A 13,427-nucleotide genomic window follows, 5' to 3' on the forward strand; every position below is an offset into this window, starting at 1 on the left:
AACGGCACGGTAGACCCGTAGCTTAAGATACGCAAATGGATCTCAACGAACCGCCACGCCGCCGTCGAGGTGCGGCGCTGCAGGAGGCCCTCCTCGAGGCGGCGTGGGCGGAGCTCGCCGAGGTCGGGTACGGCGCGATGACCTACGAGGGCGTCGCCCGCCGGGCCGCGACGAGTCGCCCGGTGGTCTACCGCCGGTGGCCCACCAAGCCGGAGATGACGCGCGCGGCGATCCAGCACTACTACGACCACCATCGGATCACCGCCCCCGACACCGGGAGTCTGCGCGGCGATCTCATCACCCTGCTCGACGACGTGAGCAGTCAACGGGCGGAGGTGGTCGCGACGCTGACCGTGCGCCTGTCCGCCTTCTACGAGGAGACCGGAACCCAGCTCGCCGATCTCCGCACCAGCCTCGTCCACGGTGCACGGCCGATCATGGACCCCATCCTGCACCGCGCCATGGCCCGCGGCGAGATCGACACCACCACCGTCAGTCCCCGCGTGTCCACGGTCCCCCTCGACCTCATCCGCAACGAGTTGATGTTCGGACCGCCGGTCACCCGCGCCACCATCGAGAGCATCGTCGACGAGGTGTTCCTGCCGCTGGTCCGCCGACCAGAAGGCTCGCGCTGAGCCGACCAGAAGGCTCGCGCTGAGCCGAGCAGAAGGCTTGCGCTGAGCCGATCAGAAGGCTTGCGCTGAGCCGATCAGAAGGCTTGCGCTGAGCCGATCAGAAGGCTTGCGCCTGGGCCGATCAGAAGGCTTGCGCCTGGGCCCGGCGGATCATCTCGCGGGCCTGGTGACCGTGGATGGCCACCGCAGGACACACCCCCAGGTCGTCCTGCTCGGTGAACAGCCAGTGCATCGCCTCGTGACGCGTGTAGCCACCGTCGATGAGCACCTCGATGAGACCGGTCAGGTGTTTGGCGATCCCATGGTCGTCGAAGAACAACTCCGGCACCGCCGGCTCACCGTCGCGTCTCAGTGCCAGCAGGTGGTGATCGGTGATCAGGTTGCGCACCCGACCCGTCGACACCCCCAGGCGCGACGCGACGGTCCGTACATCCAGGGTGACGATGTCCTGCGGCAGGAAATCCTCGGTCAGCGGTAAGGAACCCACGGGGCCGAGACTACTCATCCGCCTGCGGGGTTGCCCAACCGCGGCCGGGCACCGATCGTCTCTGAGAGAGGTTCTCAGGCCGCTGCCATGGTTCTCATCGTGCTGTGATCGTTCCGGGACAATCCGTCGATACAGTGACGTGCGTGAACCGTGCCCGCGACGCCCTCCTCGGCGCGCTGATCGATGGGCGCTACCGCATCCGGACGCTCATCGCCCACGGTGGGATGAGCGCGGTGTATCTGGGCGTCGACATCCGTCTCGATCGCCCGGTCGCGGTGAAGGTGATGGACCCGAAGTACGCGGCCGATCCACAGTTCGTCGCGCGGCTCGAATTCGAGGCCCGTGCGGTGGCCAAGCTCAAAGACCCCGGCCTGGTGGAGGTGTACGACCAGGGCGTCGACGGTGACTGCGCATTCCTGGTGATGGAACTCGTCGAGGGTGGCACCCTGCGGGAACTGCTCCGGGAACGCGGGCCGATGCCGCCGCACGCGGTGGTCGCGGCGACGTCCCCGGTGTTGGGTGGGCTCGCCGCCGCGCACCGCCACGGCCTGGTGCACCGCGACGTGAAACCGGAGAACGTGTTGATCTCCGACCGGGGCGAGATCAAGGTCGTCGACTTCGGGCTGGTTCGGGCGATCGCCGACTCCGGACTCACCTCGGCCAGCGTCATCCTCGGCACGGCGGCGTACCTGTCGCCCGAGCAGGTGGCGTCGACCAGCGCGGATGCTCGCAGCGACGTCTACGCCGCCGGAATCCTCATGTTCGAGATGCTGACCGGGCGGACCCCGTTCACCGGCGACACCCCGCTCGCGTTGGCGAACCAACGGTTGCACCGCGACGTCCCCGCGCCCGGTGACCTCATCCCCGGGGTGCCCGACGAACTCGACGAGGTGGTGCTCATCGCCACCTCCCGTGACCCGGCCCACCGCTACCCCGACGCCGGCGTCATGCGGGCCGAACTCGACGCCGTCGCCGATCGACTGGGCCTGCCGCACTTCACCGTGCCCGCGCCATCCCGGTCGGCGGAACACCGGTCGGCGCACAACCTGCGTACCGGCCTGGCCGGTGCGGTCCCGATCGCCGCGGACGACGCGCCGACCACCACCCGATTCGGCGCGGACCCCGCGACCGTGAAGGTCCCCGCGGGCGGTCACCCTCCGGCGGCCGTCGATCCCCGATCGCCTCGACAGCACACCCGGATGGAGACCGGGACGTCGCGCAGGTCCGGTCCGTACCCGGCGCCTGCTCTTGCCGGTGGCGCGACCGCGATGTACACCGGTGATGCCGCCGAGGCGATACCCAGTCCGTCCCTGACCCGGGCGGCCGACGACTATCCGGAACGTCGACGCCGCTCACGACGGCGCACCGCCATCGTGCTCGTTCTGGTGGTGGTGCTCGCCGCCCTGCTCGGACTCGGCGGCTGGTGGCTGGGGTCGGGACGGTTCACCCGGGTGCCGCAGATCACAGGGATGGATCGTGTGGCCGCCGAGCGGGCCATCACGGCGGCGGGTCTGACCGTGGTGGACACCCCGACCTTCCACGACGCGGCCCCGGCGGGCGAGGTGATCGGGGCCGACCCGGCCCCGGGGGCGCAGGTGACGCGCGCCGGCCGGGTGCGGTTGCAGATCTCGGCGGGCCGACCGACGGTACCGGTGATCACGCCCGGCTCTCCGGTCACCGCGGTGCAGGCCGCGCTGCGGGAACGCACCCTGCGCGGCAGCGTCGCCGCCGACGGGGTGCCGTCGGCCTACCCGCGTGGAACCGTGGTCTCGGTGTCCCCGACCTCCGGGTCGTCTATGCCGGTCGACGGGTCGGTCACGATGACCGTGAGCAGCGGACCCGCACCGGTACGGGTGCCCGACGTCACCGGTCGCGACCGCGACGACGCGGTGCGATTGTTGGAGGCGGCCGGTCTGCGGGTCGGGGCCGTGCGGTCGACGTACTCCGCGGCCGAGGACAACGGTCGCGCCATCCGGACCGACCCCGCGGTCGGCAGCCGGGTGGAGTCGGGTAGCACCGTCCAACTGCTGTCGTCCAACGCCATCACCGTCCCCGACGTGACCGGTCTCGACTACTCCGCCGCGCGGGACCGTCTGCAGGACGCCGGCCTGATCGCCGAAGACGGCGGCGAGTCGTCGTCGGGCACCGCGCCTGCGGGCACGGTCACGGCGGCGTCACCGTCGTTCGGCAGCCGCGTGGACCCCGACGACCCGACGGTGCGGTTGCTGATCTCGGACTCGTCGACGGTCCCCGACGTCACCGGCACGACCGTCACCACCGCCCGGGACAAACTCGAACGGGCGGGGTTCGCCGTGTCGGTGCAGGGGCTCACCCGGTCGGGGGTATCGCTCGTGGTCGCGCAGAGCCGTCGCGAGGGTCAGCGGGTCAGGACCGGCTCGACGATCACGATCACCGCCATCCCCTAGACATCGACGGCGCTACCCGCGCAACATCTCCGCGACCAGGAACGCCAGCTCCAACGACTGCTGCGTGTTGAGTCGGGGGTCGCAGGCGGTCTCGTACCGACCGGACAGATCCATGTCGGAGATGTCCTGTGCACCGCCGAGACATTCGGTGACGTCTTCGCCGGTCAGCTCGATGTGGATACCGCCGGGATGGCTGCCCAATGCGCGGTGCACCTCGAAGAAGCCCTGCACCTCGTCCACCACGCGGTCGAAATGCCGGGTCTTGAACCCGGTCGACGACTCGTGGGTGTTGCCGTGCATGGGATCGCACTGCCAGATCACCTTGTGCCCGGTGGCCTCCACCGCGGCGACGATGGGCGGCAGCAGTTCGCGCACCTTGCCGTTGCCCATCCGTGACACCAGGGTCAACCGGCCGGGGACGTTGTCCGGATCCAGCGCCTCGACGTACTCCACGGCGAGTTCGGGGCTGGTGGAGGGCCCGATCTTCAGTCCGATCGGGTTGCTGATCAGTTTGGCCAACGCGATGTGGGCACCGTCGAGCTGGCGGGTTCGATCCCCGATCCAGAGGAAGTGGGCGCTGAGGTCGTAGAGCAGCTTGTCCACACCGTCCGGATCGTGCGGGTCGTCGGCCAGGCGCAGCATGCCGCGTTCGTAGTCGAGCACCAGCGCCTCATGGGAGGCGTAGATGTTGGCCGACTGCAGGTTGGAGTCGGTGACCCCGCAGGCGTCCATGAACCGCAGACCGCGGTCGATCTCGCTGGCCAGCGCCTCGTAGCGCGCGCCCGCGGGCGAGGTCCGGACGAACTCGCGGTTCCAGTCATGCACCCGGTGCAGCGAGGCCAACCCGGCTCCGGTCAACGCGCGGACCAGGTTCATCGCCGCGCTGGCGTTGGCGTACGCGCGGACGAGTCGCGACGGGTCGTGGGCCCGGGCCGACTCCTCGGCGGGGAATCCGTTGACCATGTCACCGCGGTACGACGGCAGGCCGAGTGCGTCGAGGTTCGACGACCGCGGTTTCGCGTACTGGCCGGCGATGCGGGCCACCTTGACCACCGGCGTGCTCGCGCCGTAGGTCAACACCACCGCCATCTGCAGCAGGGTGCGGATGTTGCCCTTGATGTGCGGTTCGGTGTTGTCGGCGAAGGTCTCGGCACAGTCGCCGCCCTGCAACAGGAAGGCGCGACCCTCGGCCACCTCGGCGAGTTGCGCCGACAGCTGCTCCACCTCGGTGGGCATACAGATCGGCGGCACACTCTCCAGCACGGTCCGCATCGCAGCGGCCTTGTCCTCCGGCCAGCTCGGTTGCTGCAGGGCCGGTCGGCTCAACGCGTCGGCGAAGCGCGCGGCCATGTCACCGGGTAACGGCGGCAGTTCGGGGAGTTCGTCGATAGGAACGTCTACGGTCCAGTTCACCACCCGTCCAGCGTAATCCCCGCCACCACGGACTCCGTGACCGAGGGACTTCCACCGGCCGGGATCACCCGGCCGGCTGAGGAACTCACCGGACGAGGGTCTCCTGGATGGCACGCCACTTCGCCAGATTGTGACGCGCATCGGCCAGCGCATCGTGCGCGTCGTCGGGCGCCTTGGGCAGACGGGGACGCTCCGCGGACTCCCACAGCTGCCGCAGTTCGTGGGTGAATCGAGGGATCCCGCGCGGCAGCGCCGTCATCGGACCCCAGAGCTGGCACAGTACGACGTGATCGTAGGCACCCACCCACGCCCACAACTCCACGTCGTCCGGTACGGCCGAACCCGAATCGCCCCTGCCCGACCCGCCAGAGAGGAAGTCCAGGAGATCATCACGGATCCGCGTCCTGCTCTTCCAGACCGGCGAAGCCGGGGACGGGAGCTTGGGCAGCACGTTCGCACGCACCCAGTCTCCCGCGCCCGCCGGGTCGAACTCGGTCGAGACCGCATAGAATTCGCGACCGTCCTCGGCGACGACACCGATCGAGACCAACTCGATGGTGCGGCCGTCCTCGATGAACTCGGTGTCGTAGAAGTAGCGCACCGACCCACCGTAGGCGGTGCCGAACGCCGGAGGTGTCATCAGCGGGCGGGCGTGGCAGAAGGAGTGCGCACGTGAGCGAAAGTGCTCATCCGGGTACGGACACCGTGGGAGGCGTCGACGACGGGCGATCACCTCGGGGTGGGCTCTCCCTGGCCCGACTCGACCGTGCGCTGGCCACCTGGGTCCCGGCCCGACGCACCCGCATCGTGCTGGGCGTGGCGTTGGCGGTGTCCATCGTCTTCGCGGTCGCCGGTGTGCCGTTCACCCCGTCGTTCCTCGACCACCTGCGCTTGGACATCGACGTCTACCGGTTGGGCGCGCAGACCTGGCGGGCCGGGTTGCCGCTGTACAACGACGGGTCGATGCCGTTCACCACCAGCGGTCTGTGGCTGCCGTTCACCTATCCACCGTTCGCGGTGCTGATGTTCCTGCCGTTCACGGTGGTCTCGTTGGCCGCGGCCACCATCGCGATCACCGCGAGCACCGGCGTCTGTCTGGCCGTGGTGGTCGGCGTGGTGTTGCGTCGCCTCGACATCGGTACCGCCGACAACCGCATCTGGCTGACCTGCGCGGTCACCGCGTGTTGTCTGTGGCTCAACCCGGTCTGGATGACGTTGGGCTTCGGACAGGTCAACGTGGTCTTGATGCTGCTGGTGGCGGTGGACATGTACGCGCTGCGACCAGGGTCGCGGTGGCGCGGGGTACTGATCGGGGTGGCCGCGGCCGTCAAGCTGACCCCGTTGGCCTTCCTGCTGGTGTTCCTGGCCTTCCGGGAGTGGCGGGTGGTGGCCCGGGTACTGGGCACCTTCGTCGCGCTCGGTGCCCTCGGCGCGGTGTGGGCGCCACGGGACTCGCTGCACTACTGGTCCAAGACGGTGTTCCACACCGACCGCATCGGCGACCTGTCGGGGGCACTGAACCAGAACATCAACGGGTTCTGGATCCGGGCGTTCCCGGACGCGCACGGCGTGCAACAGGTCCTGTGGATGGTGTCGTCGGTGCTGGTCACCGCCCTGGCGGTGGTGGCCTTACGACGCTGCCCACCGGGCATCTCCACACCTGCCGTCGCAGTGACCGCGGTGTGGGCCCTGCTGGTCTCACCCACCACCTGGGCGCACCACTGGGTGTGGTGCATCCCGGTCCTGCTCACCCTGGCAATGGTCGCGGCGCGCACCGACAGCACCCGAGTGCGACGTGCGTACACGCTGCTGGTGGCGTCCGGACTGTTCGTGTTCGCGGTGGCGCCGTTCCAGTTCCTGCCGCAACAGGAGACCAGGCACTGGACGGTCCTCGGTGACCTGATCGGCAACCTGGACCTGTGGTGGGGGTTGGCGCTGCTGATCACGGTCTGGGCGGTGCCCCCGCGCACGACCGGGAACGGGCCTGGCGTCGACCGCACGACCCGAGACGCGCTACGCGTCGACCACGCACCCGGGGTCGCCGCCACGAGGACGAACGTGCACCCGCGCGAGGCGCTGTCGCCGTTCAGGCAGCGGGTTCGGAGCGCTCGGGCCCGTCGGCCGCGCTCCCCTTCGTGATCGCATCGCCGTCGGGATCCCTCTTGTTCTTCAGGCTCGCGGCGTAGACGTCCACATACTGCTGACCGCTCAGCCGCATCAGCTCGTACATGATCTCGTCGGTGACGGCTCGTTCGATGAAACGGTTACCGCTCATCCCCTCGTACCGCGAGAAGTCCAGGGGCTTGCCGATGCGCACCACCACGCGGGTGGGACGGGGCAGCACGGTGCCGGGCGGGTTGAGCTTGTCGGTATCGATCATCGCCACCGGGATCACCGGCACCCCGGTCTCCAACGCGATCCGCGCCAGACCGGTCTTGCCCTTGTACAGCCGCCCGTCCGGTGATCGGGTGCCCTCGGGGTACATCCCCATCAGCTCACCCGCCTCGAGTTTGCTGCGCGCGGCGATGAGCGCACCCGCGGCGGCGTCGGCACCCGAGCGGTCGATGGGGATCTGGCCCGACGCGCTGAAGAACCACCTCTGGAAGGCACCCTTGAGACCGCTGCCGCTGAAGTACTCCGCCTTGGCCAGGAAGTAGATACGGCGGGGCGCGACGACCGGCAGGTAGAAGCTGTCGACGACGGCGAGGTGGTTGCTGGCCAGGATGGCCGGACCGCGGGTGGGGATGTTCTCGAGACCCTCGGCACGCGGGCGGGCCATCAGACGCAGTCCGGGCCCCATCAGCACGTACTTGAACAGCCAGTACCACATCCCGCGACCAACTCCGTTCGGTTCTTCTGCACGATCACCGATCAAGGTGCTCGCGACCGGATGGCGGCGCCGCGCACATCCGTCGCGTGCGTCCCGACCCCGCCGACTACGACGAGACTCTACCCACCCAGCTGCGCCGTCGGCACCTGCCGCAGGTCCATGCGGGCGGTCTCGGCCGCCCCGATGATGCCCGCCGATTCTCCGAGTTGGGTGGCACGGATCCGGGCGAGTCTGCGGTAACCGGTTCCGGTGACCAGCGCGGCATAGTGCTCGCGTGCCTCGTCCAGGTACAGGCCCGACGCCGCGCCCACACCGCCGGCCAGCACGATGAGGTCGGGATCGAAGATGTCCCCGATCATCGCCAGTCCCAGACCGAGCCAACGGGCGAAGTCGGCGTAGGCGGCCAATGCGATGGGGTCGCCGTCGTTGGCGGCCGCGGCGACCCGGCGCCCGGTGACCGAACCGGGGTCGTCGGCGATGTCGCGGGCAAGCTGACTGACCCGGTTGGGGCCGGATCCGTCCATCGCGCCGTCGACCACCAGCTCGACCACGGTGTCCACCAACGCTGTCCCACTGCAGTACCGCTCCCAGCACCCGAACTTCCCGCACGAGCACGGACGACCGTTGGGGACGACCAGCAGGTGCCCGACCTCGGGCGCCACTCCGAAGCTGCCCCGGTAGAGGCTCCCGTCCTGGAGGAATCCCGCGCCCAGCCCGGTGCCGATGGCCAACACCACGGTGTTGTGCCCGCGGGCGGCCGCTCCGAACCGGTACTCGGCCAGCGCGGCGGCGTTCGCGTCGTGTTCACAGAAGACCGCCATCCCGATCCGCTCGGTCATCTCCGCGGCCACCGCGGCGTCGCGCCACGGTAGATGCGGTGCGAACTGCACGATCTGCCGGTCGGGGGTGAGGAAGCCGGCCACGGCGAGGCCCACCCCGGCGACCGGTCGGCGCGACGCGAGTTCGAACACCACCCGGTCCAGGCACCGCTCCAGCGAACGCACCGTGGTCGGGGTCTGCGCGCGCACCTGGTCCAGGATGCGTCCCTGCTCATCCACCACGGCCGCGCGGATGCTGGTGCCGCCGATGTCGACCCCGATGGTCAGCGCGCTGTCCGTCGGGTCGTCGAGGGCGGATCGGTCAGTCATGGGGAGCCGGCTCGCGTCGGGGGTTGATCTGCACGGTGATCGACTCGAACCCCGTCGGCGGGGGGCTGTCGTCGCCCGCGCGGGTACGGTGCGCGCGCTCGGCCATCGCCGCGTCCAGCGCGGCCTCGATCGACTCGAGAATCGCGATGAGCTGACCGATGAGCGAGGTGAGCAGGTCGACGACCTCGCCGATCACCAGGTCCACGGTCAGTCGGCCGGGGATGTCGGTGCGTCCGGGGGGCACGGTGTCGGAGTTCGGGCCCGCGCCGGGCGCACCGTCGCGTACCAGGATCGACGCGACCTGGTCGATGCGGTCGATCAGTCCGAGGACGGCGCCGCGCAACAGGTCGCCGCGGTCGTCGTCGGCACCGGCACCGGCGCGCGGGGGATCGTCGTCCATCGGGCGATCCTCCGTTCTCGATTGCCTGCGGTCAGACCCCGCGGACCGGCCACACGGCCGCGTCGGGGCGGAACTCGATGCGGAGTTCACCGTCTGAGTAGGTGGCGCCGTCGACGATGCACCGGCGCAGCACAGACGGTAATCGTACTGTGCGCCGCAGTCCGCACACGGTCACCAACAGATCGTCGCCCGAGCGACCCAGCGCCAGCCCGTCGGGGTCGGGCAACGGCTGACGCCACCGCATCGCGTACCGGCTCTGCAGGCCGCTGCCACCGAGCTTGTCGACGTGGGCCGCTGCCGGGCCCACCGGAACGCCGGCGGGCGCCGCGAACCGCGTCTTGAGCTTGCGCAGCGCGGCCACCGTCGCCGGCGGCGTTGCCAGCGCCGTGACCGCGATCACCGGCACGGGCCCGATCTCGCCCAGCCGTGCCAGCGCCGAACGATGGCCGGGTTCGTCGGTGTCGGCGCGATTGGCGTACACCGCCACCGTCGGGATGGTCATCAGATCGAGCACCGCCCGGTACCGCTGCGCCATCCGGACCCCGTGGTCGTCGGGGGTGACCACCAACTGCGCGGCCATCACATCGGGGTCGGTGCACAACTCGGTCACGTCGGCGCAGTCCCGGTCCAGCGCCTCCACGGCCGCCACCGCCCGGGCGATCCGCGGGTTGTCGTGTGCGGCGGCCAGGCGGCGATGTCGCGGCCACAACCGCTCCAGATGATCGACCAGCAGCCGCGGAGCGTTGAGCAGGGTGAACACGTCGATGTCGCCCGAGCAGTCCACGACGACCTTGTCCCAGCGACCCGAGGTGGCCTCGTCACGGATGCGACGCAGCGCCAGCACCTGCTCCACCCCTGGTAACCCCGTCAGCTCCCCGGGATCCACGGCGGCGACGGATGCGGTGAACGACCCTGCGGCCCGTGGCAGTCCGTGCACGACCTGCCGCCAGACCCCCTCCAGCAGACCCAGCGTGTCCAATTCCAACAGGTCGGTGTGCTGACTGACCGACACCGGTTCACCGGGGCGGGAGAACACCCCGAAATTCGCCGACTGCTGCCGGAATCGGTCCATCGAGACCAGCAGGGTGCGGGTACCCGCCGGACCGCGAGTCGCCAGGCCGGCTGCCGACAGTGCCCCCGAGGTTCGCGCGGACCCACGGCGCACAGCGGCGACCGACCCGGCGGCGGCGATGGTCGACACCCCAGCTCCCCCGGGACCGAGGACGAGGTGGATCGGTACCAGATCGATCAGGCTTCGACCCTCTTCTTGAGTTCGTGCAGCGCGATGTCGGTGATCGCCTTCTCGGCACGACGTTTCAGCGGCGCGATCATCGGCACCACCACGTCGACGGTGAGGGCGTAACTGACCTTCGTGGACCCACGCGCCAGTTGCGCGAGCTCGTACCGCCCGTGCTGCGCCTGCTGCAGGTCGCTCTTCATCAGATCCCACTCCACCGCGCGCCCGTCCGGCGACCAGCTGTACCGCAATTCGTAGGTGTCCCGGAGCACGCCGGCGTCGAGGACGAAACGCACGGTGGTCGCTCGGCCGTCGTCGTCGGTGTCGAGGACCGTCACCTCGCGCGCCGCGGACACCCACTCCGGGTAGCGCTCGAAGTCGGCGATCACCGCCATCACGGCAGCGGCGTCGGCGTTGACCACGATCGTCTGTTCGGTGGAGTCCGGCATCAGCTACCCATCCGCGTGCTCGTACCGACGTCGCCCGCGGACGTCACGGCCGGGTCGCCGGCGGCGCGCCCGTTCTCCAGGGTGTGCTTGACCTCGGAGGCGGCGGCACGACCCGCCACCCGGAACCGCCGGGTCACCTCGGTCAGCCGCGCGACCCGCCGGCGGTGGTCGTCGGGCAGGTTCTCGACGGGTTCGCCGTGCAGGAACCAGCTCAGCACGAAGCCGTCCAACACGGGCCGCAGCCAGAACTCGGCGGTGCCGGTGACCGCGCCGGACACGGTCCACCGGATTCCCTGCGGTCCACGGTCCTCGGTCACCTGCAACCGCAGATCCGGCCACCACCGACGCCACCGCGCCGGGTCGGCGACGACGGACGGCGCGAGCACCGGATCGGCAGCGACAAACGTCTCGTCGGCCACTTGGATGCTGGTCACCGCATTAGCTTCACACACGCGCCACCGTCGGTGCGAGATCCCCCGGCCTCCGGGACCCGCCCGAATTCATCCGAATCCCCACACCGGCACACCCCGGCGGACGCACTGACTAGGCTTTGGCTGTCGCCCATAGGCCGAAGGAAGGCAGGCAACGGTGCGCGAATACAGCGTCCCAGCAGAATTCACCCTCGACGAGAAGGCCACGTGTGGCGACATCGTCTTCGACCTCCGCGACGCGGACGCGAAGCAGCCGGTGTTCCGGCGCAAACGCGGCGACCGGTGGGAGCAGGTGACGGCGGGTGAGATCGCCGATCAGGTGACCGCGGTCGCCAAGGGGCTGATCGCCCAGGGTCTGCAGCCGGGTGACCGGGTGGGGCTGCTGTGCTCCACCCGGATCGAGTGGCCGATCCTGGATTTCGGCATCTGGGCGGCGGGCGGGGTCACCGTACCCATCTACGACTCGTCGTCCTCCGGGCAGGTGGACTGGATCCTCGAGGACTCGGACGCCACCGTGCTCGTGATCGAGAACCAGGCTCACCGCGAGGTCATCGATCAGATCTCCGACGGTCTGCGATCGGTGACCAAGGTCTATCAGGTCGACGCCGGTGACGACGGCCAGAACGCGCTGGACGAGCTGACCGCGCAGGGCGCCGACGTCTCCGACGACGAGGTGACCGGACGTCGACGGAATCAGTCGTCGTCGGATCCGGCGACGTTGATCTACACCTCGGGCACCACCGGACGCCCGAAGGGCGTCGAGCTGACCCACGCCAACCTCCTCGGGGAGACCGCGGCGGTCAAACAGTCGTCACTGGGCGATTTCATCTCCGACGGTCGCCGGACCCTGATGTTCCTGCCGATGGCGCATGTCCTGGCCCGCGCGATCACCATCGTCTGTGTGCAGTCGAAGGTGGAGGTCGGGTTCACCAGCGACATCCCGCAGCTCGTTCCCGAGTTCGGCCGTTTCGCACCCGATTTCATCCTGTCCGTACCCCGGGTGTTCGAGAAGGTCTACAACACGGCGCGGCAGCGCGCGCACGACGACGGCAAGGGCAAGATCTTCGACGCCGCGGCCGAGGTGGCCATGGACTACAGCCGCGCGGAGGAGAAGGGTGGCGCGGGACTGCTGCTGCGCGCCAAACACACGCTGTTCGAGAAACTGGTGTACACGAAGCTACGGGCCGCTCTCGGCGGTCGGTGCGAGCTGGCCATCTCCGGCGGCGCCCCGCTCGCGGAATGGCTCGGCCACTTCTTCCGCGGTGTCGGGCTGCCCATCTACGAGGGTTACGGCCTCACCGAGACCACTGCGGCCGTCGCGGTGAACACCCCCGCCGAGTATCGGGTGGGCACCGTCGGCAAACCGTTGCCGGGCAATTCGGCGCGCATCGACGAGGACGGCGAGCTCTGTCTGAAGGGCAACGTGGTGTTCGGCGGGTACTGGCACAACGAGGACGCGACCAAAGAGTCGGTCACCGACGGTTGGTTCCACACCGGTGACATCGGCAGCATCGACGAGGACGGCTACCTGCGGATCACCGGGCGCAAGAAGGAGATCATCGTGACCGCCGGTGGCAAGAACGTGTCGCCGTCCGGTCTCGAGGACAGCCTGCGCACCAACCCGCTGATCTCCCAGGCCATGGTGGTCGGTGACCAGAAGCCGTTCATCGCCGCGTTGATCACCATCGACCCCGACGGTTTCGACGACTGGAAGAGCAACCACGGCAAGGACTCGTCGGCCTCGGTGAGCGATTTCGTGGACGACGAGGACCTGCGCAAGGAGGTCCAGGCCGCGGTGACGGAGGCGAACAAGACCGTCTCGCACGCGGAGTCGATCAAGAAGTTCCGCATCCTGCCCGCCGACTTCAGCGAGGAGACCGGTGAGATGACCCCGACCATGAAGGTGAAGCGCAACGTGGTCGTCGACAAGTACTCCGACGACATCGAGGCCATCTACGCCAAGTGACCCCA

Annotated in this window: 13 protein-coding genes; 4 read left to right on the forward strand and 9 right to left on the reverse strand. The window is 69.3% G+C overall.

Going from position 1 to position 13,427, the window contains the following annotated elements; all coding sequences use genetic code 11:
• Nucleotides 1–35 precede the first annotated feature (35 nt).
• Complete coding sequence (locus tag BW971_RS18025; protein WP_076482441.1) at nucleotides 36–635, forward strand: TetR/AcrR family transcriptional regulator; 600 nt, start codon at nucleotides 36–38, stop codon at nucleotides 633–635.
• A 121-nt stretch (nucleotides 636–756) separates the two neighbouring features.
• Here BW971_RS18025 and BW971_RS18030 read toward each other — a convergent pair whose 3' ends face one another.
• The gene (locus BW971_RS18030; RefSeq protein ID WP_076482495.1) at nucleotides 757–1,122 is read right to left on the reverse strand and encodes an Rv2175c family DNA-binding protein; all 366 of its coding nucleotides are present in this window, start codon (nucleotides 1,120–1,122) and stop codon (nucleotides 757–759) included.
• A gap of 143 nt (nucleotides 1,123–1,265) precedes the next feature.
• On the opposite strand from BW971_RS18030, the gene pknB reads away from it, so the two are divergent.
• Nucleotides 1,266–3,548, forward strand: a complete 2,283-nt coding sequence (gene pknB, locus BW971_RS18035) for a Stk1 family PASTA domain-containing Ser/Thr kinase (RefSeq protein ID WP_083710285.1) — start codon at nucleotides 1,266–1,268, stop codon at nucleotides 3,546–3,548.
• A gap of 12 nt (nucleotides 3,549–3,560) precedes the next feature.
• Here pknB and BW971_RS18040 read toward each other — a convergent pair whose 3' ends face one another.
• Complete coding sequence (locus BW971_RS18040) at nucleotides 3,561–4,964, reverse strand: class II 3-deoxy-7-phosphoheptulonate synthase (RefSeq protein ID WP_076482445.1); 1,404 nt, start codon at nucleotides 4,962–4,964, stop codon at nucleotides 3,561–3,563.
• A gap of 82 nt (nucleotides 4,965–5,046) precedes the next feature.
• Nucleotides 5,047–5,562: a polyadenylate-specific 3'-exoribonuclease AS gene (locus tag BW971_RS18045; RefSeq protein WP_076482496.1), complete on the reverse strand. Its 516-nt coding sequence runs from the start codon at nucleotides 5,560–5,562 to the stop codon at nucleotides 5,047–5,049.
• Between the two features lie 71 nt (nucleotides 5,563–5,633).
• Here BW971_RS18045 and BW971_RS18050 point away from each other — a divergent pair, with 71 nt between their 5' ends.
• Entirely contained in the window at nucleotides 5,634–7,100 is a 1,467-nt protein-coding gene (locus BW971_RS18050; RefSeq protein WP_234974469.1) for a glycosyltransferase 87 family protein, read from the forward strand.
• On the opposite strand, the gene BW971_RS18055 is transcribed toward BW971_RS18050, so the two are convergent.
• The 6 genes from BW971_RS18055 to BW971_RS18080 all read right to left on the reverse strand — a co-directional run bounded on the left by BW971_RS18055 (nucleotide 7,048) and on the right by BW971_RS18080 (nucleotide 11,459).
• On the reverse strand, nucleotides 7,048–7,791 hold the full coding sequence (locus BW971_RS18055) for a lysophospholipid acyltransferase family protein (protein ID WP_076482449.1): 744 nt from the start codon (nucleotides 7,789–7,791) through the stop codon (nucleotides 7,048–7,050). The genes BW971_RS18050 and BW971_RS18055 overlap by 53 nt on opposite strands.
• Before the next feature lie 119 nt (nucleotides 7,792–7,910).
• Nucleotides 7,911–8,939, reverse strand: a complete 1,029-nt coding sequence (locus BW971_RS18060; protein WP_076482451.1) for an ROK family protein — start codon at nucleotides 8,937–8,939, stop codon at nucleotides 7,911–7,913.
• The gene (locus BW971_RS18065; RefSeq protein WP_076482452.1) at nucleotides 8,932–9,339 is read right to left on the reverse strand and encodes a hypothetical protein; all 408 of its coding nucleotides are present in this window, start codon (nucleotides 9,337–9,339) and stop codon (nucleotides 8,932–8,934) included. Before BW971_RS18065 ends, BW971_RS18060 begins: the two co-directional genes overlap by 8 nt.
• Before the next feature lie 31 nt (nucleotides 9,340–9,370).
• Nucleotides 9,371–10,540, reverse strand: a complete 1,170-nt coding sequence (locus tag BW971_RS18070) for an ArsA family ATPase (RefSeq protein ID WP_234974470.1) — start codon at nucleotides 10,538–10,540, stop codon at nucleotides 9,371–9,373.
• 47 nt (nucleotides 10,541–10,587) lie between these two features.
• Nucleotides 10,588–11,025, reverse strand: coding sequence for an SRPBCC family protein (locus tag BW971_RS18075; RefSeq protein WP_076482454.1), 438 nt, complete (start codon nucleotides 11,023–11,025; stop codon nucleotides 10,588–10,590).
• A complete protein-coding gene (locus tag BW971_RS18080) occupies nucleotides 11,025–11,459 on the reverse strand; it encodes a hypothetical protein (RefSeq protein WP_076482455.1) in 435 nt (144 codons plus the stop codon). Before BW971_RS18080 ends, BW971_RS18075 begins: the two co-directional genes overlap by 1 nt.
• Nucleotides 11,460–11,613: 154 nt before the next feature.
• On the opposite strand from BW971_RS18080, the gene BW971_RS18085 reads away from it, so the two are divergent.
• Entirely contained in the window at nucleotides 11,614–13,422 is a 1,809-nt protein-coding gene (locus tag BW971_RS18085) for an AMP-dependent synthetase/ligase (RefSeq protein ID WP_076482457.1), read from the forward strand.
• The last annotated feature ends 5 nt before the right edge of the window (nucleotides 13,423–13,427 follow it).

It is taken from the genome of Williamsia sterculiae, from assembly GCF_900156495.1.
Classification (GTDB): Bacteria; Actinomycetota; Actinomycetes; order Mycobacteriales; family Mycobacteriaceae; genus Williamsia_B; species Williamsia_B sterculiae.